The sequence below is a fragment of the Kribbella sp. C-35 genome (assembly GCF_046549195.1).
Classification (GTDB): Bacteria; Actinomycetota; Actinomycetes; order Propionibacteriales; family Kribbellaceae; genus Kribbella.
Map to the genome: position 1 here is coordinate 283,066 of NZ_JAJPWG010000005.1, position 23,610 is coordinate 306,675.

The following is a 23,610-nucleotide window of genomic DNA, read 5'->3' on the forward strand; positions in this document are numbered from 1 at the left end:
TACTCCTTTGCTGGCTTAGTGTCGGGGCATGAGTGAGCTTGTGGTGGAGGCGCCGGTTGTTGGTGTGACTGTCTATCCGGATCGGGCGCGGGTTACCCGGCGCGGGCGGATCGTGGTGCCGGGTGGCGATCAGGTGGTGTACGTCGAGCCGCTCCCGCTGTTGCTGGAGGAGGACTCGGTGCGGGTGTCGGGGCGGGGGCCGGCGACCGTGCTCGGGGTGGACGTGGCGACGCGGCATCACCCGCAGGCTCCGGACGAGACGGTCGCCGAGCTCGTGCGGGTGCAGCGTGCGACGCAGGACGAGGTCGCGGCACTCAAGGACGCGGACGACGTACAGGTGCAGCTCGAGGTCTTTCTGGCGCAGTTGGCGAAGCGGGCCGGTGGCAGTTTCGCGCGCACGTTGGCGTCGGGTGATCCGGGGGCGGAGCTCGGTGGGTTCACGGAGTCGCTGGCGGGGCGGTTGTCCGCCGTACGGGCGACGCGCCGGGAGCTGACTGTGCAGCGACGCGAGGTGGAGGAACGTCTTGCTGCCGTGGGTCGTCGGCTCGCGGCGCTCAAGGAGAAGCGGGAGCCGGACAGGCGTACTGCGGCTGTCGCGTTGGCGCTGGAATCCGAGGCGGAAGTCGAGATCGAGGTCTCGTACGTCGTGCCCGCGGCCGGGTGGACCAGCTCGTACGACGTACGGCTCAAGGGTGATCGGCTGACGTTGAGCTGGTACGGGCTGATCACGCAGCGCACCGGTGAGGATTGGCCGGAGTGCGACCTCACGTTGTCGACGGCCCGGCCGACCGTGACCGCGAAGGTGCCGGAGCTCGACGCCTGGTACTTCGACCGCGCGCGCCCGCCGATGCCGCAGGCAGTGTCCGCCGCGCCACTGTCTCGTGGCGCGGCTCGTCCGGCCGCGTTTGCCGAGGGGCTCCAAGCACAAGACTGGGTTGACCAAAGTGCGATCGTCGAACAAGGCGTGACCGCGGCGACATACACCCCGCCGCGACCGGTCGCCGTACCGGCCGACGGCGCGACCCATCGCGCGACGATCGCCGCGATCGAACTCGACGCCGACCTGGACTACATCACGGCCCCGGTGCGGTCCACCGACGTACATCTGCGGGCGACCGTCGTGAACTCATCCGTCCACACACTCCCGGCCGGGAAGGCCGCGGTCTTCCACGAGGCGGACTTCGTCGGCTCGGCCGCGCTGCCGCTGTGGGCGCCCGGGGAGGACGTCGAGTTGGCGCTCGGCCTGGACGATCGCATCCGGATCGAGCGGAAGCTGGTACGGCGGGACGCGACGAAGGCGACGCTCGGGTCGACGCGCCGCAGGCAGGTCGAGTACGAGACGAAGATCGAGAACCACACGCCGCGGACCGCCCGGATCACGGTGCTCGACCAGTTCCCGGTCTCCCGCGACCACGAGATCACCGTGAAGCGACTGACCGCCGACCCCGAACCCACCGAAACCACCGACCTGGGCGTCGTCACCTGGAAACTCGACCTCGCCCCCGACGCCGAAACCACCGTCAAGCTCGCGTTCCGCGTGGACACCGCCAAATCCGTAGAGCTCACCGGCTGGCACGAATGAACCGCGGTGGTCAGGTGATCTCGAGGTTCGCCATCATGCCCATGTCTTCGTGTTCGGCGTTGTGGCAGTGGAAGAGGTAGCGCCCGCGGTAGCCGTCGAAGCGGGTGATGATCTCGGCGGACTCCCCCGGCCGCAGCGACACGGTGTCCTTCAGACCCGCGTCGTGCGGCAAGGGAGCACGCCCGCCGCGTGACAGCACCCGGAACCCGACGAGGTGCAGGTGGACGGGATGGTGGACGTCGGCAACCAACCGCCAGATCTCCACATCGCCGAGCCGTGTGGTGACATCGGTGCGGTCCGGCGCGAACGGCTGCCCGCCGATCAGCCAGCCGTGCCCGTCCCCCATCTGCCCGGCACGGAACGAGAAGTCCCGCACCCGTACCGCCTCCGACCGCTGCCACTCCGGCAGATCGTCGGACAGCACCTCAGGGATCCGGCTCCTGTCGGCCGCCTTCCGTACGACGCTGAACGCCATCACGTCCCGCGTGCGCCCGGTCCCCATCCGGTTGACGATCCGCACCCGGCTCCCCAGAGGCACCTGGCCGAAGTCCACAATCACGTCGTACCGTTCAGCTGGTGCGATCGGCAGATTGCGATGCATCACAGGTGCACGGAGCAGCCCTTGGTCGGCGCCGATCTGCACCAGGTCGAGGCGGCGGCCGTCGTCGAGGACCGCTTCGAGGTCGTAGTGCCGAGCGTTCGACGCGTTCAGGATCCGCAGCCGGTACCGCGCAGCGTCGACGTCCTGCACCGGCCAAGGCGCACCGTTCACCAGGATCACATCACCCAGAACCCCCGCAAGATAAGGCTCCTCGACACCGGGCTGCGTCATCAACTCCGGATCGATCGATGGATAGGCCAACGACCCGTCGGCAGCGAACGCCCGGTCCGCGATCATGAGCGGCAGCTCGCGCGGCCCCGACGGCAGGCCGAGCGATTCCTCGGCGTCGTCGCGGACGAGGTGCATCCCGGCCAGGCCCCGCCAGATCGCCGGCGCGGTGAAGTCCATCCGGTGATCGTGATACCAGAGCAACGTCGGCCGCTGATCCAACGGGAACGCGTACTCCCGCGTGACTTCGCTCGTCACCGCCAACGGATCGTGCATTCCGTGACCCATCTGACTCATGTGGCCCCACCCGGCGGGCAGCACGAGATCGGTCGGGTACCCGTCCGACGTCGCCGGGGTTCGCCCGCCGTGCAGGTGTACGACGGTGGGCACCGGCAACTCGTTGCGGTGGGCAACCGTGATCGCGTGCCCCCGGCGTGACTCGATCGTCGGTCCGGGGAACGTCCCGCCGTACGTCCACAACCGGGTCGGCACGCCAGGCAGGATCTCGGCCGTGACTTCCTTCTGCACGATCTCGTAGCGATCCGCACCGGACAGGACAGGAGGCATCGGCAGCGGCACCTGGAACGCCGGCGGCAACGGTACGGCGCTGCGCAGCTCGGCGCCCGTCGATGCCGGGCGCCGCGACAAGGCGGCTGCGGTCGACAAGCCACCAGCCGCGACCAGGCCGAGTGCTCCGCCGAGGCCCAGCACCTGACGCCGGCTCATCCGGTCACGCATGCTCGACCTCCCGCCGTACGACGGGCTGCCGCCACACCGCGATGAACAGCACGACCACAGCCGCAACCGTCATCACCCCCAACGGCAGGTGCAACCACAGCGCCCCGTCCTGCCCCGCGAAGTACTGCACCGTCTCGGCCGCCACCACGCCCAGCGACGCGACGAACGGCCAGACCTGCCGGAGCCGCACCCACACCACCACCGCTGCGATCACCTGCAGATACCCAAGCGAGGTGACGATGTCCGCCCCCACCGCATGCATGCGCAACCCGTCGAAGTCGCCACTGAGATAAACCCCGGCGAACACCGGCTGACCGAACACCGCTACCAGGTGCGCACTGACGACGCCCCGCAACACCCAACCACTGACCATGCGGCGACACTATGATTCAGCAGTTATGAGAGTCCAAGACCAATATCGCTATCTCGTTATGACGGAAAGGTCATGATGGACCTGACCATGCTCCGCCAGTTCGTCGTCGTCGCCCGCCTCGAACACCTGAGCCGCGCCGCCGACGAACTCCACGTCGCCCAGCCCTCGCTGAGCCGCACGATCGCCCGTCTGGAGAGCGAACTCGGTACGCCGCTGTTCGACCGCGCCTCCCGCCTCCGCCTGAACCCGGCCGGCGTCCTGTTCCGCGGGTACGTCGAACGCGCGCTCGGCGAGCTCGATGCCGGTCGACGCGCCGTCACCGAGGCGACCGAGCAGGGTTCCGGCAGCGTGCGACTCGCGGCCGAGACGTTCCTCGCCCTCACCGAATCGGTCGCCGGCTTCAAACGCGACCACCCGGCCATCGAGATCGAGCTCCAGCAGATGTCGGCCGACGAGATGCCGCGACGGCTACGCGCCCAGGACATCGACCTCTGCGTCGCGTCCCAGCCGATCCCGAGCGCCGGCCTCGAATCAGCCGTTCTGCTCGACGAAGCCGTCCGCGTCGTGACGCACCTCGACCATCCGCTGGCGAGCCGTACGTCGGTGACGGTCGAGGACCTCGTCGACGAACCGTTCGTCATCGCGAGCAAAGGCCACTGGCAACGCCGGCTTCTCGACCGGCTGTTCGCCGACACCGGCGTGACACCGCGGATCGTCTGCGAGAGCGACGAGGCCGCGGCCATCCAGGAGCTCATCCGCGCGGGTCTCGGCATCGGCTTCAACCCCGACTTCGCCCGCCGCTCGATCCCCAGCTACCCCGTCGCCGCCATCCCGGTCGACCACCCCGAGTGCCGCCGTACTCTCTCCCTGCTCTGGAGCGCCGACGCCAACCTGACCACCGCCGCCCAGTTGATGCGCACAGCAATCACCACCTGGAACTGGCCCGGCTAGTCAGAGTGAGCCGGACAGCCAGGACCAGGCGACCTCGAACTTCTTCTCGAGCCGGACCCGCACCGCCTCGGCGACCAGGAGTTCCAGGCGGGTGCCGACGACCGGGACGGACGCGATCACGTGCAGATCGAAGGCCTGTGTGGTCCCGCGTCCGTCCGGAACGATCCGTGTCGTACCCATCAGCTTCACCGGCACACCGGTCAGTGCTCCGCCGACATCGGCGTGCCGCGCACCGTCGACGTCGGGGCGATGCCAGACCTTGGACTGCTCCAGTTCCAGCGTGTTCCCGACGAACCTGCGCGCCACGACCGGTACATCCGAAACCTGCGTCTGCCAGTGCAGCTGGACCGCGAGGTCGTCACCGTCATCGCCCACCATCACGTCGTACGACTGCGCCTGCAGCCGCTCGAACACCTGCTCCTGGAACGTGACGTCGGTGATCATCGCAAACACTTCCTCCGGGGAGGCGTCGTACGACGTGGCGAGAGACAGATCCATGCGCCCATCTTGCACCGCCCGCCAACACCCGACCACGGACCCTGCAGCTTCCGGCCTTACAGCGCCAGGCGCATCCGGAGCTTGGGCGGATCCACGTCGACGACCTGAAATCCAAGACGTTCGTACAGTTGGCGTGCACGATTCAGTTGCAGCACATGCAACTCGACGGCGTTCGCACCCGACGCGCGAGCACGATCGAGGAGACCGCGCAACAACGTCGTACCGACCCCGCCGCCCTGCACCTCGGGTGCGATCTCGATCCGGGAGATGTAGTACGTCGTGGCATCGATCATTGCCGCCTGCACCATTCCGGCCGGCCGATCTCCGACCAGGACGATCTCGACGGTCTCCGGCACGAACCACTTCCGGTGGAACTCCCGTTGTACGGCGTCGTCCCACGGACCCCAGGTCGCCTCGATGACGTCGCCCAGGGTGCGGCGGTGCAGGTCGTACAAGAACTCGTCGTCGGCGGCGGTGGCCGGCCGCAGGTGAACTTCTTCCATGACTCCCACAATCATTGCTTAGTGCAGCTACTGAGTTTTCAGGCACTCTGCGGATAGGTGGTGACACGGTGGGCGACTTTCGGTAACCTTTTCGTGATGTTCACCGCGTAGCTGACTGAGAACGGGGCTTAGGAAGCGCATGGCCATCAACAACTTCGCACCGGGCGGTGCGTAACCGACACATGTCCACACACACCGCCGCATCTGTCGCAGTTTCCGGCGATCTCGACGACGAGGACGAACTGATCCGGCTCGCGCAAGCAGGTGACGGAGCCGCCTTCGGCCGGCTCTACGATCGGTACCTGCCGTCGATCTACCGGTACACCTACAGCAAGACCTCGTCCCGCAGCGCGGCCGAGGATCTGACCAGCGAGACGTTCCTGCGGGCGTTCCGCGCGATCGCCCGCCGGCCGCGGGCGCACCTGAACTTCGCGGCCTGGCTGGTCACCATCGCCCGGAACGTGGTGATCGACCATCACCGCTCCGGCTGGAGCCGGCTGGCGATCGTCACCGACGAAGTCGACCCGCAGGTCGACGATTCCATGGGACCCGAGCAGGCCGCACTGGCATCGGTGAGCGAGGCGGCGCTGCGCGGCGCGCTCTCATTGCTGCCGGACGACCAGCGCGAGTGCTTGCTCCTGCGGTTCTTCGCGGGACTGTCGATCAGCGAGACCGCTGCCGCGATGGACCGCACCGACGGAGCCGTCAAACAACTCCAGTTCCGCGCGACGAATCGGCTGCGCCGGATCATCGAGTGACCGGTTCGTGAAGGCACACGAAACACGCGACGGAGTCCTTGCGCCGCATCCTACGTTCCGGTAGGAAAGGGCGGCGCGAGGAGTCGGGCAGCAGCTACGGGTCCGGTGACGGCGATGAGCGTTCGTCGGAGGGTGGCTACGGCTCCTCGAACGACGGCGACAGCAACGACAACAGCAACTATGGAAACTGATCGGGGAGCACGCACATGGGCGTATTCGACAACATCAAGGACGCTGCCGAGGGCCTGAAGGACAAGGCGGCCGACCTGGTCGACGGTCACGGTGACAAGGTCGCCGACGGTCTGGACAAGGCCGGCGACTTCGTCGACGAGAAGACCGGCGGCCAGTACGGCGACAAGATCGACCAGGGTGTCGGCGTCGCGAAGGACCAGCTCGACGGCCTGGACGGGCAGAACGACGACATCCCTGACAACCAGGGCTGATCGGACGCCTTCACACTGAGGCGGTCGTGGGATCTCCCACGGCCGCTTCAGGCATTTCAAGCACTGAAGGCCTGCACAGTGAGCGCCGCGAACCGCCGTGACGCAGCGACCCGCCGGGCCGGCGTCGACGCCTGCAGACCCCGGTGCGCGGTGAGCATGATCACGAGATCACTCAACTCGAAGTCCCGCCGCAGCTGCCCCCGCGCCTTCGCCCGCCGAGCCAAAGTAGCCACGGACTTCAACGTGAGCTCGCGGCTCGCCGAACTGTCGACCGCATCGGGGTACGTCGCCAGGAACGCATCCGTGAACCCTCGATTGCGGACGTGCAGCTCACAGATCCGCTCGATCACCAAACAGAACCCCTGCCACGGATCCGTTGCCGCAAGCCCCTCTTCGACAATCGCCTCGCAAGCACGGACCTGCTCGGCGAAGGCAGCGGTGGCCAACGCCTGCTTGGTCGGATAGCGGCGATACAACGTCGCCGGACCGACGCCCGCATGCCGGGCGATCTCGCGCATCGGCACGGCCAGACCCTCACTCGCGAACAGCGCCCGGGCCGAGGCCAGGATCCGCTCGCGGTTGTCCTCCGCGTCGGCGCGCAGTTTCTGAGGCAATTGATCCGTCACTCCTCTCACTCTAGCCAACCGGACGGGTGCGTCCACTTAGGCTCGGAGCAGTCGAGAGGAGACAGCAAGTGAAGGCAGTAGTGATCAAGGCGTTCGGCGGACCCGACGGGCTGAGCGTCGTCGACGTTCCGACGCCCGAGCCAAGTGCAGGTGAGGTGCTGATCGAGGTCGAGGCGATCGGCGTCGGAGGTGTCGACGTACTGATCCGCAGCGGTTCCCTTGCCGCGTGGGGATTCCGCGAAGGTCTCGTGCCGGGATCGGAGGTCGCCGGAACGGTGATTGCCGTCGGCCACGACACGGACAGTTCCTGGATCGGCCAGCGCGTCTGGGCGTTCACGGGTCTCGGTGGCGGGTACGCCGAGCAGGCGATCGCTGCGGTCGAGGACGTCGTACCGTTGCCGGCCGGCCTATCCGCAGCGGGCTCGGTAACCCTCGGGAGCTCCGGCGTGGTGGCGCACTTCGGTTTGCAGCACGCCCGCTTCAGCCCAGGCGAGTCAGTTCTGGTGCGTGGCGCTGCCGGAAGCATCGGCATCCTTGCGGTCCACCTCGCCGCGCAGGGCGGTGCATCGGCGGTCGCGGTCACCACCTCGTCGGCGGCACGCGGCGAACTGTTGCGCGAGGTCGGCGCGACGCACGTCCTGGACCGATCCGGCGCGGGTGACTCCACCGCTCCCCCGGCGTACGACGTGATCATCGACGTCGTCGCCGGTCCGGAACTGCCGACGTTCCTCGAGAAGCTACGCCCGAACGGCCGGCTCGTCGCTGTCGGCGCGATCGCCGGCCCACCACCGGCTGACCTGGGGACGGCGTTGATGGCCAACTTCCGCAAGTCGCTGACGTTCGCGACCTTCAGTGCGGACACGGTCCAGCTGGCGGAACGTCGTACCGTCAGAGCCGAGCAGTTCGCCGCCGCGGCAGACGGTCAACTGCCGCTGGTGATCCATGCGGAACTGCCGCTGGACGACGCCGCACTCGCGCATCAGAAGATGCAGGACGGCGAGGTCTTCGGACGGATCGTCCTGAAGCCGGTCTAGTCGTCGGGTTCGTCGACGGTGGCCAAGGCGATCAGGTTCTCGGCGACCTGGGCGCAGCGTTCTTCGGCGCGGCCGCGGGACGTGCCGGTGTAGCGCAGGCGGGCGGTGGCGGTGAGCGGTTCGGAGCGGACCTCGATCAGCGAACCGCCGGGGCGCGGTTGCACCTTGACCGCCACTTCGACCCAACCGCCCAGTCCGCTGCGCAGTCGTACGACGAGTTCGCTGTCGGGCCGCCAGCGCTCGACGACCGCGACCAGCAACTGCCGGTTGTGGGCGTGCCGGGCGCGTGGCTCGCGGCCGTCGTCGCGCAGGATGACGCTTCCTATCTGCGGCCAGTTCAGACCCGCGCGAAGCTCCGGAGGTACGGCGACCATCCAGTCCGCGAAGGTTTCCGCGTCACGGAGTACCGACATGACGGCATCGACGTCAACGGCACCGAACCGCCACGCCATGACCATCGCATCCGCTTCCCTGTCGGCGACACGTCCTCACGCCCGTGTCTACCAGCAAGCACGGGCGACCGAGCCCTCCAGGCGCTGTCGCGGAAGTCACATAGCCCTTACATTTTCGGGCCGGCCACCCGATAGGCAGGTACAGCGACCGCGGTCACGACCACATGCATGAACATCAGGCCCGCGACCGCGGTCCCCGAGGTGTCCGGGATGAACTTGGTGGCCAGGAGCAACAGGTCCGGAATCATCGACAGCACGAGGACAACGGGAACCAGGACGCGCAGAGCAGCTGCTGGTCGCGCAGAGCGGCGTACGACGGTCCTCCACCCGGCGAACCCGGCGGCGAGACCGATTAGTGTGAACGGGATGAAGACCGGCGCGGTCAGCGGCCGGAACGACTCGTCCGCGCCGAGCGCGACGGCTCCGAGCGCGACCAGATAGTTGAGCGCGACAGCGACCACTGCGGCCGCTGCCAGGACGGTGAGCCGGCGGCGACCGATCGCCACAGGATGCTGCACGTTGACCGACGCCATCGGGCACCTCCGTTATCGGTACGCATCTCGTACTAATTGAAAGATAGCCGACACCCCCGCCGAAGACCAGCCCTTCGGCGAAATCAGTCCGAAACTCGTACTGTCAGGCGTCCTCGTGGCCCGCGATGACGGCCGTCAGGAGCACGCCCAGCGTCTCCCGCTCGGCCGGGTCGAGCACCTGCAGCATGCGCCGTACCTCGGTCCGCAGCCGGCGCTCGAACTCCTCCGCGACCTCGGCGCCGTGCTCCGTCGGCGTGACCACGAAGTTCCGCCGGTCAGCGGCGTCGGGCACCCGCACGACCAGCCCCGCCGACTCCATCCGGGCGACCACTCCGGTCATCGTCGACTTCGTCAGCCGCAGCGCCGACCCGAGGCCGAGCATGTTCGTCGGCTGCCGGTGCAGGATGAACAGCAACCGCGCCTGCTGCATGGTCAGCCCAAGGTCCGAGCTGATCCGCTCGTACACCTCCGTCACGGCGGTGGCGGCCCGGATCAGCGCCGGTCCGGCCGCGAGCACCTTCGGCTTCGACATACGCCCCTTCCCGTCCCCGGTCAGCGCCAACCTTAGCTCCGCGAGCGGCCGGAAATTTGCTCCAACACGACCGGCAACTTTTCGGCGGCGGCCGGACTCCAATGCGGTACGACGGAGGCTGGGGTGCCTCCGCGTGAAGGGGAGGACGATCAAGATGTTTCGTAAGACCGTAGGTCTGGCCTCGGCCGGCGTGCTCGCGCTGGGCCTCGGGGCGGCCATGGCGCCGTCGGCCCAGGCTGCACAGTCCACGTCGGGCAGCACGACGGCAACGACCGCGGCGTGCGCGCTGCGGCTCGGGTCGGTGACGTCGACCGGCGCGTTCACCAGCCGGATGGTCAACGCCACCGCGCCGATCACCATCGGCGGGGTCCGTGGGACGGCCGGGGTGTTCCCGGCGAACCAGGTCCAGAAGATCAGCACGTTCACCGGCACGCCGGTCGGCACCAGCGGCGAGTCGCGGTCCGGGCTCACCGTGATGGGCGGCGCGCTCTACTCGAGCTCGTTCGTCGTCGACGGCCAGAGCCAGCTCGACCCGCACTACCCGCACAACAACCTCCGGATCGGCGCGGGCTGGTCCGACTACCGCTGGATCGAGCAGTCGGTGTACGCCGGGAGCCCGGCTCGCACCCTGCTCTACGGTCAGCGCGCCGACGGCACCACGCAGCGCTGGATCTCCGACGGCAAGGGCTGGCGCATCACTGCCGGCGCCGGCGGGCTCAGCACGGTCAAGGGCATCGCGCTGATCGGCCGCACCGCGACCTCGGAGACCTTCCTCGCGAACACCCGGGGCGGCTCGCTGGTCACGGTCACCTGGCCGACCAAGGCGAACTCCGGTCCGACCAGCCGAGTCGTCCGCGGCTCGACCTGGCAGGGCTTCGAGCAGCTGATCGCGACCAAGTGCGGCGCGAGCGGCACGCTGCTGCTCGGCATCGACAAGGAAACCAAGTCCGGTTACCTGTACGCCGTTGGTCACGCCAACGGAACCAGCACCGCCATCAAGAGTCTGGGCAAGGTCCCGCTGACCTTCTCCGACCCGCAGTACTTCCGCATCGCCCCGAAGAACGACGTCCTCAACGGCGGCTAGGGCCTACGCAATACCGGTACGCCGTCCTCCGACAGCAGTTGGAGGACGGCGTACCTTTTCAGTTGGCGGTTGTTCAGCCGACGGCCACCGACCTCGCCTACCGTGGGGCACCTCCGCCCACGGAAGGTTGTCGCATGCGCTTGGTGGCTGTTGGTGTTGCGATTGCTCTGCTCGTCCCCGCAGTTCCTGCACAGGCCGCGTCCGATCCGGCCGCGTTCGATCAGGCAGCGTTCGATCAGGCAGCGTTCGATCCCGCGGTGTACGTCGATCCGTTGGTCGGGTCGGCGCGGGACGGGACGACCTGGCCGGGGGCGGTGCGGCCGTTCGGGATGATCTCGTGGAGCCCGACCAGTACCCGCGGCGACCAGACCAGCACGGGCGCCGCGAACGGTTACCAGTACGACGTCACGCGCGTCCGCGGCTTCAGCCTGACCCACCTCAGCGGCGCGGGCTGCAACCCGGGCGCCGCGGGCGACATCCCGATCATGCCGTACGTCGGTACGGTCGACTCCTCGCCGACCGCCGACACGACCGACGCGAAGTACGCGACGAACTTCCGGCACGAGAACGAGCGAGCGCTCCCCGGCCGTTACACCGTGACGCTCGACTCCGGTGTGAAGACCGACCTCGCCGTGACCACCCGCGCGGGCGTCGGCGAGTTCACCTTCCCGGCCGATCAGGCCGCGAACCTGCTGTTCCGTACGTCGAACTCGCTGAACGGCAGCGAGGACGCCGACATCACCATCGACCCGAACCACCGCAAGGTCACCGGGTCGGTACTGACCGGAGCGTTCTGCGGACGCCGCGCGAACGGCGGCGTGAACAACCGCAAGACCTACTACCGGCTGTACTTCACCGCGTCCTTCGACCAGCCGATCGTTGCCAACGGCACCTGGAAGGACAGCACGCTGGCCGCGGGCAGCACGCACACGACCGGTGGCGAGGGCTACGCGACCGGAGCGGACCGGGCCGGACGCGGCTCCGGCGGGTACGTCACGTTCGCACCGGGCTCCGAAGTACGGATGCGGCTCGGGATCTCCTACGTCAGTCTGGCCGGCGCCGAGCAGAACCTGCGCGCCGAGCTCAGGCCGAACGCCACCACCGACAAGGTCGCCGCCGACGGGTACGCCGACTGGCGACGCGAACTGAACGCGATCCGCATCACCGGCGGCACCGACGCGCAGCGGACCACGTTCTACACCGCGCTCTACCACACGCTCCTGCAGCCGAACATCTTCAACGACGTCGACGGCCGCTACCTCGGTTCGGACCTGAAGATCCACCGGCTCGCGCGCGGGCAGCGAGCGCAGTACGGGACGTTCTCCGGGTGGGACCAGTACCGGGCTCACATCCAGTTGCTCGCGCTGCTCAAGCCCGATGTCGCGGGTGACTACGCGCAGTCGATGTACCAGTTCGCTCAGCAGAACAAGGGGATCTGGGACCGCTGGCTGCACAACAACGGTGCTACGCACGTGATGACCGGCGACCCGGCCGCGCCGACGCTCGCGACGTTCGTCGCGATGGGCGCCGCGAACTTCGACGTCCGCGGCGCCTTCGACTCGCTGGTGCACCAGGCCCGGGTGCAGAACGCGGACGCGGAGAACGACGGTGGCTGCCCAGGGCAGTGCACCGGACAGCGGCCGGCGCTGAACACGTACCTCGCCAAGCACTACGCGCCGCAGGACGCGTGCCACTGCTGGGGCGGCGCCGCGGAAACGCTGGAGAACGCTCTCGCGGATTTCTCGCTCGCTCAGTGGGGCGCCCGGCTCGGCGCGGACGTGGCGGATCTGAAGGACCGGGGCAACTGGTGGAAGAACACCTTCGACCCGGCGGTCGGGTACCAGCGAGCGCGGAAGGCCGACGGCACATGGCAGGACGGGTTCAGCCCGTCGACGGATGTCGGGTTCGCGCAGGGTACGACGTCGACGTACACCTGGATGGTGCCGCAGGATGTGTCTGGTCTCGCTACCTTGATGGGCGGGCCGACGACCGCGGTGCAGCGGCTCGATGCGTTCTTCCACGACACGAACGGGAACTGGGCGGTGAAGGGCGGCAGCCCGGTGCGGTACGACCCGACGAATGAGCCGGGTCTGCACACGCCATGGCTCTACAACGGTCTCGGTGCGCCGTGGAAGACGCAGGCGACCACGCGGGAGATCGTCGACACCGTCTACGGGACCGGACCGTCCGGGCTGCCGGGAAACGATGATCTCGGGACGCTCTCGGCTTGGTATGTCTTCGCGGCGATCGGGCTCTTCCCGCAGACGCAGGGACGGGCCGAGTTGCTGGTCGGTAGCCCGCTGTTTCCCAAGGTCGAGCTACGCCGGAGCAACGGAGTTCGGCTGACTGTCGAAGCGCCGGAAACGTCGGACGCGAATCAGTACGTCCAAGGGTTGTCGCTGAACGGGCGGGCGCGGGGCGAGTCCTGGTTGCCGGAGTCGTTCGTGACGCGCGGCGGGCGGGTCACCGTTGAGATGGGTGCGGCACCCTCGGCTTGGGGTACGCCGCCCGTGGACCACTGAGTCGGCCGCCGACGGCGACCCGTTATGCTGATCGGAGTTTGACCGGCGGTGGGGCTCGCCGGATCCAACTGTCGCCTTCGGCGGCCAACAGTCCCTACCTGAGGAACCTCGCGGCGCCACGCCGCGAGGCCGTTACCAGGTAGGAGGCCTGTCCGTGGAGCACCACCCCGTCGAGCCGATCGAGCCCACCGGCACCGCGAAGCCCGTGAACCCTTTGCCCAAGGGTCCAGTCGACTCGGACGTCGACCTGCGGATCGACGGCCGAGCCCAGCGTGCGCATGACCCGGTGGTCCTCGGCGCGATCGCCGTCGGCGGTGCGATCGGCGCCACCGCGAGGTACCTGGTCGGGCTCGGCTGGCCCACCCCGCCGGGCGGTTTCCCGGTGAGCACGCTGGTCATCAACGTGGTCGGTTGCGGCCTGATCGGGATCTTGATGGTGCTGGTCACGGACGTTCTCACCCGGCAACGGCTGCTCCGCCCGTTTCTCGGCACCGGAGTGCTCGGCGGGTTCACCACGTTCTCGACGTACGCCGTCGACATCCAGCAGCTCGTCACCGGGCGGAACGCCGGGATCGCGTTGCTCTACCTCGCCACCACCATCGTCGGCGCGTTGCTAGCGGTCCGGGCCACCGTGAGCGCGACGCGCGCGCTGATCACCTGGAGAACGCGATGACCCGGCTGTTGCTCGTGATCGCCGGCGGCCTGATCGGGGCGCCGCTACGGTACATCGCCGATCGCGCCGTCCAGGCCCGGCACGACTCGCTGTTCCCGTGGGGCACGTTCAGCGTGAACGTCGTGGGCTCGCTGATCCTGGGTTTCCTGGTCGGCGCGTCCTCCGCTCTCCCGCACGACATCCAGCTCCTCGTCGGCACCGGGTTCTGCGGCGCGCTCACGACGTACTCGACGTTCTCGTACGAGACGATCCGGCTCTACGAGGACCGAGCGCGTTTCCTCGCCGTCGCCAACGTCACCGCGAGCATTGTGGCAGGTCTGGGCAGCGTGTTCCTCGGCGCAGCCGTCAGCCAGGCGATCTGGAGCTGACAGACATCAACGATCGCGGACCGCGATCCCCGGGTAATCCAGCACCAGTCCCGAAGCGTCGAACGTCAGCTCACACTCGAAGTCGAACGTCGCGGACTCGTAATGGAACACGTGCCCCCGCTCGTCGGAGCTCGTGAGCGTGTAGCGCTGCTCGAGACGCACCACGGTCAGATCGTCAGCCTGTACGAAGGCGGCCGGCACGTCGACCGCCGTACCGGGAACGAACGGGAGCCGGTGCACCGGCAGAGTGTTGGTGACCGCCGAGGACTCGAAGTCCACGTCCCGGCACCCGTCGAGATCCGGCCGAGCTACACCGTTCACGGTCCAGCGATCGTCCGGGGAACGTGTCAACGCCACCTCGTGATCACCGGAGATCGTCGAGTTCACCGCGTTCACGGACTCGGTCGACCAGTCCGCGCCGACGGCGATCTCGTACCCGACGTACCAGATCGCTTCTCCCTCGCGGGCCGACGTACGGCCGCGCAACCGGCCGTCGCCGGAGAACAGCACCTCGAATCCCACCCGGGCCCCGCTGTGCGTCCACGACGCGGCGGCTGGCAGCGCGCGCAGTTCCATGTCCCGACCCTATCCAGCCCGGCAAGAACTGTTCGAGGGGTGACACGAGGCGGTCGATCTCGGCGAGTGCGCCTATCGTTGGTCGGTAGGCGTTTCCGTGGAGGGGTGGATGCTGGACCGGTCGGAGTCCGCGCTGGGCATTGTGCTCCGGTCCAAGTTCTACCGTTCGGCCTTCCTCTCGTTGCTGATCGCCGGTGTCGGTCTCTCGGCGGCGACCCCGCAGCTGACGCTGTTCCTGGTGCGGGACCTCCACACCCCGCTGCCCGTCGCCGGCCTGTACTACGTGACGAACCTGGCCGCACCGATCGCCGGGTTCCTGGTCGGGCGTTGGTCGGACCGGACCCAGGACCGGCTCCTGTGGTTCCGGATCTGCTCGGTCGTCGGCGCGGCCGGCTGGCTCGCGATGGCGGCGGCGACCGAGGTCTGGATGCCGTTCGTGATCAGCGCGCTGGCGTTGAGCGTGGCCGGCGGATCGATGGCGCAGCTGTTCGCGGCCTGCCGTGACGAGCTGAGCCGGCATCCGACCCGGGCCGAGAACCGCGTCGTCGCGACCGTCCGGATGGCCTTCACCACGGGCTGGATCCTCGGCCCGGTGCTCGGCAGCTGGTTCGGCGGCGCCTTCGGGCTCCGTGCGTTGCTGGTGGCAACAGCCGTCTGCGTGGTCGCCGCGATCATTCCGCTCGGCCTGCAACGCGTCGAGCGGTACGACGATCCGCGCGGCGTACCGTCCGAGCGCCGCCGGATCGACCACATGATGCCGTTGCTCATCTTCACCGCGGTGTGCGTGCTGGCGATGACCGGCGACACGATCAAGTTCGGGTACCTGCCGATCTACATGGCCGAGCAGCTGCACGTCTCGGACTCGCTGCGCGGCGTCGTCATCGGCATCCAGCCGCTTCTCGAGTTGCTCCTGCTCCCGGTGGTGGCACGACTGGCCGACCGGTTCGGCGCGATCCGCGCGATGACCGCCGGCGCCGTACTCGGCATGGCCGGCAACCTCGCCTACGCACTCAGTACGTCGGTCGTCGGACTGTTCGTCGGCCAGGCGCTGACGGCCGGGTTGTGGGCGTGCGTCGGCGCGCTCGGCGTCTCGATCGCCCAACGGCTCTACCCCGAAGGTGTCGGGATCGCGTCCGGCATCTTCCTGGGCGCGATCCCGCTCGGCTCGGCGATCGGCGGCACCATCGGCGGTATCGGCGTGGCCGCGATCGGCCTGCCGCACGTCTTCTTCATCCCCGCCTGCCTCACCGCCGTCGCGATCGTCGGCTTCACAATCCTCAGCACCCGCGACACCCCACACCAACCAGGTACCGCCGGCAGCTAGCGGTTCACACGTTCGCGGCGAGGGCTGCGATCAGGACCGACACGACGACACCGCAAACGATGATCAAGGCAACGATCAGCAACGGGCTCTCGGCGGATGACGGGTGGTGCTCGGTGCGAGCGAACTGGTCGAGTCGGTCGAGGTCGGGTCCCCACCCGAACGGGCCCGACAGCGGTGACTCGTCGTCGGCGGTACCTGGCAGCGGGTGATCGCCGTACGTCGGCATCGATCCGTCCGGCAGCGCAGGCGGCGGATACCGGAGCTCCGCCTGTTCCTCAGCAGGCATGTGCTTCCTCCCCACGACACCGGCCGTTCCTCACGGTCTCCCCCACCGCGGCAGGTGCCAGGTAACACTCTGCACCACCGGAATCGAGCCTGGCACGTATCGATTTCCTTCGTTGACGGACCGTCAACCAGTAGTCACGTGAGGTATAGGCGGAAGTGGTCCCGCCCTGGCATCCTCGGATCGTTCCTTTCCGCCCTGAAGTAAGACCTGTAGTAAGGAGCGATCGATGCAGGACTCCGCCCCGCCTCCTCGACCACGATCCTTCCGCCGGACGCTCGGTGTCGTCCTCGGAACCGCCGCCCTGATGGTGACCTCGGCCGCGATGGCGTACGCCGCTCCGCCGCCGAGCCTGCCGCAGAACGCCGACGGGTACGAGCAGTCCTTCTCGCCGGCGTACGACTACGACACCGACGGCTGCTACGCCACTCCCGCCATCGGAGCGGACGGCACACTCAACCCCGGCCTCAACCCGACCGGCGCCGTGAACGGCAACTGCCGTGACCAGTCCGACCTCGACAACTCCCAGACCTACTCCCGCGAGAAGTGCAACAACGGCTGGTGCGCGATCGTGTACGCCAGCTACTTCGAGAAGGACCAGGCGCTCCCCGGCAGCAGCCTCGGCGGCCACCGGCACGACTGGGAGCACGTGATCTCCTGGGTGAACCAGTCGACCAACCAGATCGACTACGTGACCACGACGCAGCACTCCAGTCAGGTCACGTACACCCGCTCGCAGGTGCGGTTCGACGGCTCGCACCCGAAGGTCGTCTACCACAAGGACGGCGCGAGCACGCACTTCTTCCGGCTCGCCAACAGCAACGACGAACCGCCGGAGAACCACTACCACAACTGGCGGTACCCGCCGCTGGTCGGCTGGAACGGCTACCCCAGTACGTCGCTGCGCGACACCCTCATGAACGCGGACTTCGGGTCCGCGACGATCAAGATCACCGACAAGGACGACCGGTTCCGCAACCTGCTGAACGCGTCCAAGCCGTCCGGCATCCCCTTCGACCCCTGGGCCTAGACCGACGAGGAGGCGTGCGCGTTCAGTCCGCGGCGCGCACGCCGTCCGTCAGTGACTCCGCGATCAGGTCGATCATCGCGGCATGCCGGTTGGTCGCCGTCTCAGCCTGCCCGAGCGCGACCGTGTCGAGGAACACCCGGCTGACCACGAGTTCCGCGGCCGCCTGCACCCGGGCTTGATCCGCCACCACGTCGTCGGCACCGGCCAGTACGCAGGCCACGGTCTCGGTCGCCTCCGCGAACAACTCAGCCGCCCGGGAGGCGATCTCCGGCCGGCCCTGCGCCTCGCGGAACACGATGATCCGGGCCGCGCGGTCATGCTCCAGTTCCTCGACCATCGTCGCGACGATCGCGCGCAACCGTCGCCGTACCGTCCGGCCGCGCGCCGCAGACCGCAGTACCTCACTGGGCGCCGGGCGCTCCTGCACCACTGCGAGCAGCAGGTCCAGCTTGGTCGCGAAGTGGTAGAACACCAGCCCCGACGGTACGCCGGCCTCGGTCGCGATCCGGGCCGTCGAGGTGGCGTCGTACCCGTGCTCGGCGAACAGCCGCTCGGCGGTCTCGATGATGAGCTGCCGTTTGGACGGTCGCGTGGCGTGGCGCGTGTGCGCCGGAGCAGTCATGAGCCTGCCGGTTGGGCGGCAGGCCAGATTTCACCTTTCCGTTCGGCTGCGAGCACGGCGGCTCGCTTCAGGGACTTGAAGACATAGTCCGGCACCCGCATACCCTGCCGGTGCGCCCACATCAGTTCGTGCTCGGCCCGTCCGACCTGCCGCGCGTACTCGCGCAGTTCCGCCTCGCCGCCGTCGCTCATCTTCAGCGCCTCCATCACGTCCCCGAACTCGGCCACCTGACGCTTGTTGTAGGCACCGACCACTTCGAACGTACGCTTTCGCAGCCCGCGCGTCAGCCACTTCTGCCATCCCGACAACTGATCCCAGAGCTGCTGCGCGGCCATTTGGTAGTACGCGAAGTGCCCAGGCTCCTGGCGGCGGATCGGTGCGATCACCGTGGCGGCGATGGCCCGCTCGCCCAGCCCGACCAGCCCGGCATGAAACTTGTTGTAGGCAATCACTGCGGATCGCTCGGTGGCCAGCCCGGTCAGGTAGTAGAGCATCCGGCTGACGTCCTGCACGCCGGGCATCCGGCCGAGCGCCCCGAGGAACTTGAGGCTGAACGAGACGTCCGCGAGGTTCGGTTCGTGCGGGTCGACGCCGATCAGGTTCTGCAGCTTGTCGAGAATCTGCCCGTGGCGTGTCTCCTGCGGCATCCACACGTCGGCGTAGAAGTGCCGGTCGACCTCGGGCGGGTCCGGCAGCAGGATGTTCAGTTCGAGCACGTTGCGCTCGACCTCGAGCTCGACCCGGGTCATGTAGGCCAGCACCGGACCGAACCGCTCGGCCAGCAGGCTGGGCTTCTTCATCGAGTAGTCGACGCTGCCGAGCGGGATCGGCGGGTGCTCCTCGCCCAGCCGATCGACATGGTCGGCAAGCCGGGAGTCTTCCCGCCGGCGGCCGCGCCGGCGCGAAACGGTCACATCGCTCAACCACATAGGCGGCACCTCATTCATCCGACAGGGATGCGCGCTCGATCCCCCCAGAAGTAAGCCTAACAAAGTAACTGACTGATCAGTCAGTCATAGCTTGTGACCCCCACAACAGAACGGCGGATGGCGGCCCTCTGAGGACCACCACCCGCCGAAAGGTTTGTATTACTTGGCGATGGAGTATCTGATCGTGTCGTTGCGGAGTACGTCGCCGTTCACCTTGACGATGCGTACGACGTGTTGCGCGTTCTTCAGCCCGGTCGCGGTGAACACCGTCCGGTTCGTCACCCGGGTGTCGTTGTGCAGGTTCACCCGACGTACCAGATTGCCGTCGACATACACGTCCGCGTCGCCCTGATCCGGTGCGAGCGCCGTACTCCAATCGACGCCGGTCCCGGTGAAGGTCAGGCTGACCGAAGCGCCGTCGGCCTTGGTGGCGTGGATGTCGTCGCGGTAGTCGCCGCGGAACCGGACGTCGAGGGCCGTGTTCCCGACCGGCAGATTCGCCAGGTAGGACTTGCTGATCGTCACCACGTTTCCGGCGACCGTGTAGTCCGTGCCCTTCACCAGGTCCTGCCCGGCCTTCGCGATCCCGTCCAGCTCGCCCGGGTCACGTCCGAGCTGCACGCTGACATCGGCCGGCGCATTCTTGTCGAACGCCGCGGTGTCCGGGTTCAGCAGGCTCTCCTGCCGGATGTTCAACTTGTCGAGCAGCATGAACTGGCCGGATTTCTTCACGCCGCGGATCGTGTGGCTGCCGTTCGGCAGATCCGAGACGCTGTAGACGATCTGCTGCGGTTTGTTGTGTCCCTGCGCCGGATCCATGTACGTACTCACGGTCTGCTTGAACTCGCCGTCGACGTAGATGTCGACGTCGCCTTGACCCGGGTCGGTCTCGGTCACGTAGTCGACCCCGGTGCCGACGAAGCTGTACGAGAACGAGTCGCCGTTCCCCTCCGTCCATTGCACGTCGTCCTGGTAGTCACCGAGACCACGACCGGAGCTGTAGTTCCAGTTGCCGGAGTAGACGATCTCCGGGCTGTTGTTGTTGACCTCGACGGTCCGCGTCGGGAGATCGGCCGCCGCGAAAGACTTGGCAGACGAGTCCGTCACGCCGACGGTCAGCGCCTGCGAGACCGCAGGTACTTCGTAGTTGGTGTTGCGCTGCCACGCGCCGTCGTACGAGACCCGGAGGTCGTCGTCGTTCACGCTGATCGCGGCGCCCTTCTGCGGCGTGACCTTCAGCAGCCGTACGCCGTGGATCGGGACATTGTTGGCGGTGAAGCTGGAGGCGAACGTGCCGAGGTCCTTGCGGGCCCACAGGTCACGCACCTTGCCGGCGCCCTTCAGGCCGAGGTCGGCGAAGTTCACCGTCATGTCGGCGTCGGTCTGGCCGAGGTTGAACAAGGCAACGGTGTACGAGCTGTCCGGGTTCAGCGCGAACCACGTCTGCCGGTTGGTCTTCATGGACAGCGGGTGCGCCGGGCGGCCGGCCTGGTTGACCGCGATCACCTCGCGGTTCGTCAGCAGTTCGAGGCCGTACGAGTCCAGCCTGGTCATGTCGTTACCGACGTACATCGGCGCCGCGGACACCGCCCAGAGCGTTGCCGCCGTACGACGTTCGTCCTTGGTCATACCGTCCATCTGGCCGTTGCCGACGTCGAGCGAGTCGAGGTCGTTCCAGCCGCCCGGTCCCGCGTGCCGCCACCATTCGGCGAGCTTCGGGAACAGCCGGTTGATGTTCGGCCAGGCGGTCAGCGCCGTACCCGTGCAGTAGCACTCGACGTCCCAGTCGATCCGCCAGCCGTTCGCGTACTGCTTCCAGTAGTCGGCGTAGTTGATGTCCAGCGCCCAGGACAGCTCGAACCAGATGTTGTGCCGCTTCAGGGCCTGCGACCAGGCCTTCACGTCGTCACGGGCGTCCAGCGACAGGTCGCTGATCCCGGAACCCGGGGTGACGCTGTCGAACTTGAGGAAGTCCAGGCCCCACGAACCGAACAGGTCCGCGATCGAGTCGATGTACTTCTGCGCGCACGGCTTCGAGAAGTCGATGCGGTAGCCGATCCCCCAGTAGTCACCCTTCTGCAGCGGCAGCACCGGAAGATCACCAGTAGTACATTCCGGGGCGCCGTAGATCGGGAGCTTGGCGTCGATGACGGCCTTGCTGATGCCCGGGATCGTGTAGAGCCCGACCTTCTGGCCGTTGGCGTGGATGTGGTCGATGACCGCCTGCAGGCCGTTCGGGTAGAGCTTCTTGCTCGGCGTCGGCCGGCCGTACGCGTCGATACCGTCGTTCCAGCCGGCGTCGATGTTGATGTACTCGTACCCGTACGGCTGCAGCTTCGCGTGCATCGCGTCGGACTGGGCGATCAGCTGATCCGCCGTGATCCAGCTGCCGCCGTTCGGGTTGTAGACCTGCATGCTGTAGCTGCTCCAGCCCATGTACGGCCGCGCAGCTTTGTCCCCCGCGGGCCCGGGCAGCTCGGCTGCGGAGGTCGCGGTGGTCACGCTGGTGGTAGGTGGCGCTGGTGCTGCTGTCGACGTACTCAAACCTGCCGGCAGCAGCCCGGCGACTACGAGCCCCGCAAGCGCGGCCCGCAACACCCTGCTCCGAACGGATCTGGTCATGGCGGTGACCTCTTCCCAGAGAACTCAGGAGAAAACCGAATCGGATAGGATATTGGGTCTATTACTTAACCTTGTCAAGATTCTGTGCGAAAGTGGCACAGTGATGACGCGCCGCGAAGTCCGTCGACAGCTGCGGCGCCGGTGGCACCAGGGACAGCACCCGGCCGGTGTGCCCTGACGTGGGCCAGTAGGTCGAGGGCGTCGACGGGTTGCCGGTCTTCGCGAAGTTGACCCACGCGGCGCGCATCGAGTCGGCCAGTGCGGTCTGTTCGGCGTTCAGCGGGACCGGGAAGGGAGCGTTCGGGAGGTCGAACAGGTACCACATCTCCGAGCCGTGCGTGGCCACCGAGAGCAGGCCGGCAGGGGCGAAGAGGAACGGCGCGGTGTCGTCGTTGAACTCATAGCCGTACGTCGGAACTCGCCGTGCGGTCCACTTGTTCACCTGGGCCGCACCGCACGCGAACGTCGCGTCGCCGACCAGTGTGCCGAAGGCTCTGTCCGGGGTGGCGTACGCCGACAGCGGGTACTCGTTGGCGATCGCTGCGGCTTGTGCCGGCGAGACCCGTAGTGCGGTGGCGATGTTGGTCTCGTAGTTCGCCGCGGTGACGGGGCTGGTATAGGGGACGTTGTACCCGCGACTCACGACGCGGCCGCCGAGCGTGAAGAGCGCCTCTTCGTCGTGGTTGCTGCCGTTGAGGATCGTCACGTGGTTGAACCGGCCGGCGGCGAGCGCCGTACCGATCGACTCCTTCAGCACCGAGCCATCGACCACGCCCGGGATGAGGGCGGTTGCCGTCGAGATGTTGTCGACCAGGGTCTGCACCGGGACCTTGCGCAGGCAGTCCGCTGACTGGTCCGGGCAGCCGACCTTGGTGGCGAACTCCTTGCCGAACGTCTCGGCCTTGGCGAGCGATTCCTGCTCCAGGGCGAAGGCGCCGCTCTCTACGATCGCGCGCTGGAAGAGGCCGTTCGAGCTGCGTGAGGTGACGTGCGCGAGGACGGACAGGCCGCCTGCGGATTCACCGGCGATCGTGACGTTGTGCGGGTCGCCGCCGAACTGGGCGATGTTGCGCTGCACCCAGCGGAGGGCGGCCTGCTGGTCCATCAGCCCGTAGTTGCCGGCTGCCCCTCGCGATTCCAGCGCCGGGTGGGCAAGGAAGCCCAGTGCGCCGAGGCGGTAGTTGATCGTCACGACAACCGCACCGGCCTTCGCGAGCTTCGTGCCGTCGTAGTTGGAGCCGGTGTCTGCGATCAGGCCGCCGCCGTGGATCCAGACGAGCACCGGTCGCTTGGTGGCGGAGTGCAGGGCCGGGGTCGAGACGTTGAGGTAGAGGCAGTCCTCGGACAGTTGGCCAGTCGTCACCACGCTGGGTGCCTGCGGACAGCCCGGTCCGTACGACGATGCGTCGCGCACACCCCGCCAACTCGCCGCGGGCTGCGGCGCCCGCCACCGGAGGCTGCCGACCGGAGCCGCAGCAAACGGCAGCCCCCGAAACGAGTAGGTGCCGTCGCCGCTCACGCCCCGCACGGCACCATTGCCCGTAAGAACAACCGGACCGGCTAAATCGGAGGTCGCGGAGGAGGTCGCGGAGGCTGCGGTGAAGGCGGTGGAGCTGGCGTCGGCTGCGCCCGCGGCGATCAGTGCGCCGGCGCCGATGGCGAGGGCCGCGGCCAGGGCGGCGACCACGATGCGTGGTCGCCGGGAATGGATGATTCTCATGCCCT

The 23,610-nt window shown here is 67.8% G+C and carries 25 protein-coding genes; 11 read left to right on the forward strand and 14 right to left on the reverse strand.

Annotated elements, in window-relative coordinates; genetic code table 11:
* The first annotated feature begins 28 nt into the window (after nt 1-28).
* The gene (locus ACLJOO_RS31770; protein ID WP_410791243.1) at nt 29-1,582 is read left to right on the forward strand and encodes a DUF4139 domain-containing protein; all 1,554 of its coding nucleotides are present in this window, start codon (nt 29-31) and stop codon (nt 1,580-1,582) included.
* Between the two features lie 10 nt (nt 1,583-1,592).
* On the opposite strand, the gene ACLJOO_RS31775 is transcribed toward ACLJOO_RS31770, so the two are convergent.
* Both ACLJOO_RS31775 and ACLJOO_RS31780 read right to left on the reverse strand, forming a co-directional pair.
* Complete coding sequence (locus ACLJOO_RS31775) at nt 1,593-3,149, reverse strand: multicopper oxidase family protein (protein ID WP_410791245.1); 1,557 nt, start codon at nt 3,147-3,149, stop codon at nt 1,593-1,595.
* Complete coding sequence (locus ACLJOO_RS31780) at nt 3,142-3,522, reverse strand: hypothetical protein (protein ID WP_410791246.1); 381 nt, start codon at nt 3,520-3,522, stop codon at nt 3,142-3,144. Before ACLJOO_RS31780 ends, ACLJOO_RS31775 begins: the two co-directional genes overlap by 8 nt.
* Before the next feature lie 72 nt (nt 3,523-3,594).
* Between ACLJOO_RS31780 and ACLJOO_RS31785 the strand changes: the two genes are divergently transcribed.
* On the forward strand, nt 3,595-4,473 hold the full coding sequence (locus ACLJOO_RS31785) for a LysR family transcriptional regulator (RefSeq protein WP_410791248.1): 879 nt from the start codon (nt 3,595-3,597) through the stop codon (nt 4,471-4,473).
* Here ACLJOO_RS31785 and ACLJOO_RS31790 read toward each other — a convergent pair whose 3' ends face one another.
* Both ACLJOO_RS31790 and ACLJOO_RS31795 read right to left on the reverse strand, forming a co-directional pair.
* Nucleotides 4,474-4,971 (reverse strand): DUF2505 domain-containing protein, encoded by a 498-nt coding sequence (locus tag ACLJOO_RS31790; protein WP_410791249.1) that lies wholly within the window; start codon nt 4,969-4,971, stop codon nt 4,474-4,476. It abuts the gene before it with no gap.
* A 56-nt stretch (nt 4,972-5,027) separates the two neighbouring features.
* On the reverse strand, nt 5,028-5,474 hold the full coding sequence (locus tag ACLJOO_RS31795; RefSeq protein WP_410791251.1) for a GNAT family N-acetyltransferase: 447 nt from the start codon (nt 5,472-5,474) through the stop codon (nt 5,028-5,030).
* A 182-nt stretch (nt 5,475-5,656) separates the two neighbouring features.
* Here ACLJOO_RS31795 and ACLJOO_RS31800 point away from each other — a divergent pair, with 182 nt between their 5' ends.
* Nucleotides 5,657-6,232 carry a sigma-70 family RNA polymerase sigma factor gene (locus ACLJOO_RS31800; protein ID WP_410791252.1) on the forward strand — a complete coding sequence of 192 codons (576 nt, stop codon included), beginning with the start codon at nt 5,657-5,659 and terminating at the stop codon, nt 6,230-6,232.
* Between the two features lie 206 nt (nt 6,233-6,438).
* Nucleotides 6,439-6,675, forward strand: a complete 237-nt coding sequence (locus ACLJOO_RS31805) for an antitoxin (protein ID WP_131338883.1) — start codon at nt 6,439-6,441, stop codon at nt 6,673-6,675.
* A 56-nt stretch (nt 6,676-6,731) separates the two neighbouring features.
* Here ACLJOO_RS31805 and ACLJOO_RS31810 read toward each other — a convergent pair whose 3' ends face one another.
* Nucleotides 6,732-7,301 (reverse strand): TetR/AcrR family transcriptional regulator, encoded by a 570-nt coding sequence (locus ACLJOO_RS31810; protein WP_410791253.1) that lies wholly within the window; start codon nt 7,299-7,301, stop codon nt 6,732-6,734.
* Between the two features lie 68 nt (nt 7,302-7,369).
* Between ACLJOO_RS31810 and ACLJOO_RS31815 the strand changes: the two genes are divergently transcribed.
* Complete coding sequence (locus ACLJOO_RS31815) at nt 7,370-8,335, forward strand: zinc-binding dehydrogenase (protein ID WP_410791254.1); 966 nt, start codon at nt 7,370-7,372, stop codon at nt 8,333-8,335.
* On the opposite strand, the gene ACLJOO_RS31820 is transcribed toward ACLJOO_RS31815, so the two are convergent.
* From ACLJOO_RS31820 to ACLJOO_RS31830, 3 genes are all read right to left on the reverse strand, one after another.
* Nucleotides 8,332-8,748, reverse strand: a complete 417-nt coding sequence (locus ACLJOO_RS31820) for a hypothetical protein (RefSeq protein WP_410791255.1) — start codon at nt 8,746-8,748, stop codon at nt 8,332-8,334. The two genes, ACLJOO_RS31815 and ACLJOO_RS31820, sit on opposite strands and share 4 nt — an antisense overlap.
* 146 nt (nt 8,749-8,894) lie before the next feature.
* Nucleotides 8,895-9,320 carry a DUF6069 family protein gene (locus tag ACLJOO_RS31825; protein WP_410791256.1) on the reverse strand — a complete coding sequence of 142 codons (426 nt, stop codon included), beginning with the start codon at nt 9,318-9,320 and terminating at the stop codon, nt 8,895-8,897.
* A 103-nt stretch (nt 9,321-9,423) separates the two neighbouring features.
* Nucleotides 9,424-9,852, reverse strand: coding sequence for a MarR family winged helix-turn-helix transcriptional regulator (locus ACLJOO_RS31830; protein ID WP_410791257.1), 429 nt, complete (start codon nt 9,850-9,852; stop codon nt 9,424-9,426).
* A gap of 154 nt (nt 9,853-10,006) precedes the next feature.
* Between ACLJOO_RS31830 and ACLJOO_RS31835 the strand changes: the two genes are divergently transcribed.
* The 4 genes from ACLJOO_RS31835 to crcB all read left to right on the forward strand — a co-directional run bounded on the left by ACLJOO_RS31835 (nt 10,007) and on the right by crcB (nt 14,499).
* A complete protein-coding gene (locus tag ACLJOO_RS31835) occupies nt 10,007-10,936 on the forward strand; it encodes a hypothetical protein (RefSeq protein ID WP_410791259.1) in 930 nt (309 codons plus the stop codon).
* Nucleotides 10,937-11,070: 134 nt separating this feature from the next.
* Nucleotides 11,071-13,458, forward strand: a complete 2,388-nt coding sequence (locus tag ACLJOO_RS31840; protein WP_410791260.1) for a GH92 family glycosyl hydrolase — start codon at nt 11,071-11,073, stop codon at nt 13,456-13,458.
* 154 nt (nt 13,459-13,612) lie between these two features.
* A complete protein-coding gene (locus ACLJOO_RS31845; protein WP_410791261.1) occupies nt 13,613-14,131 on the forward strand; it encodes a fluoride efflux transporter FluC in 519 nt (172 codons plus the stop codon).
* Nucleotides 14,128-14,499 (forward strand): fluoride efflux transporter CrcB, encoded by a 372-nt coding sequence (gene crcB, locus ACLJOO_RS31850; protein ID WP_410791262.1) that lies wholly within the window; start codon nt 14,128-14,130, stop codon nt 14,497-14,499. Before ACLJOO_RS31845 ends, crcB begins: the two co-directional genes overlap by 4 nt.
* Nucleotides 14,500-14,505: 6 nt before the next feature.
* Here crcB and ACLJOO_RS31855 read toward each other — a convergent pair whose 3' ends face one another.
* Nucleotides 14,506-15,075, reverse strand: coding sequence for a putative glycolipid-binding domain-containing protein (locus ACLJOO_RS31855; RefSeq protein ID WP_410791264.1), 570 nt, complete (start codon nt 15,073-15,075; stop codon nt 14,506-14,508).
* Nucleotides 15,076-15,184: 109 nt separating this feature from the next.
* Here ACLJOO_RS31855 and ACLJOO_RS31860 point away from each other — a divergent pair, with 109 nt between their 5' ends.
* A complete protein-coding gene (locus ACLJOO_RS31860) occupies nt 15,185-16,399 on the forward strand; it encodes an MFS transporter (protein ID WP_410791266.1) in 1,215 nt (404 codons plus the stop codon).
* Between the two features lie 4 nt (nt 16,400-16,403).
* Here ACLJOO_RS31860 and ACLJOO_RS31865 read toward each other — a convergent pair whose 3' ends face one another.
* Nucleotides 16,404-16,685, reverse strand: a complete 282-nt coding sequence (locus ACLJOO_RS31865) for a hypothetical protein (RefSeq protein WP_410791267.1) — start codon at nt 16,683-16,685, stop codon at nt 16,404-16,406.
* 226 nt (nt 16,686-16,911) lie between these two features.
* On the opposite strand from ACLJOO_RS31865, the gene ACLJOO_RS31870 reads away from it, so the two are divergent.
* Nucleotides 16,912-17,712: an NPP1 family protein gene (locus ACLJOO_RS31870; protein WP_410791269.1), complete on the forward strand. Its 801-nt coding sequence runs from the start codon at nt 16,912-16,914 to the stop codon at nt 17,710-17,712.
* A gap of 22 nt (nt 17,713-17,734) precedes the next feature.
* On the opposite strand, the gene ACLJOO_RS31875 is transcribed toward ACLJOO_RS31870, so the two are convergent.
* The 4 genes from ACLJOO_RS31875 to ACLJOO_RS31890 all read right to left on the reverse strand — a co-directional run bounded on the left by ACLJOO_RS31875 (nt 17,735) and on the right by ACLJOO_RS31890 (nt 23,605).
* Nucleotides 17,735-18,334, reverse strand: coding sequence for a TetR/AcrR family transcriptional regulator (locus tag ACLJOO_RS31875; protein ID WP_410791270.1), 600 nt, complete (start codon nt 18,332-18,334; stop codon nt 17,735-17,737).
* Nucleotides 18,331-19,263, reverse strand: a complete 933-nt coding sequence (locus tag ACLJOO_RS31880; RefSeq protein WP_410791271.1) for a GTP-binding protein LepA — start codon at nt 19,261-19,263, stop codon at nt 18,331-18,333. Before ACLJOO_RS31880 ends, ACLJOO_RS31875 begins: the two co-directional genes overlap by 4 nt.
* A gap of 159 nt (nt 19,264-19,422) precedes the next feature.
* Nucleotides 19,423-21,885 carry a X2-like carbohydrate binding domain-containing protein gene (locus ACLJOO_RS31885; protein WP_410791273.1) on the reverse strand — a complete coding sequence of 821 codons (2,463 nt, stop codon included), beginning with the start codon at nt 21,883-21,885 and terminating at the stop codon, nt 19,423-19,425.
* 61 nt (nt 21,886-21,946) lie between these two features.
* Entirely contained in the window at nt 21,947-23,605 is a 1,659-nt protein-coding gene (locus ACLJOO_RS31890) for a carboxylesterase/lipase family protein (protein WP_410791274.1), read from the reverse strand.
* Nucleotides 23,606-23,610 lie beyond the last annotated feature (5 nt).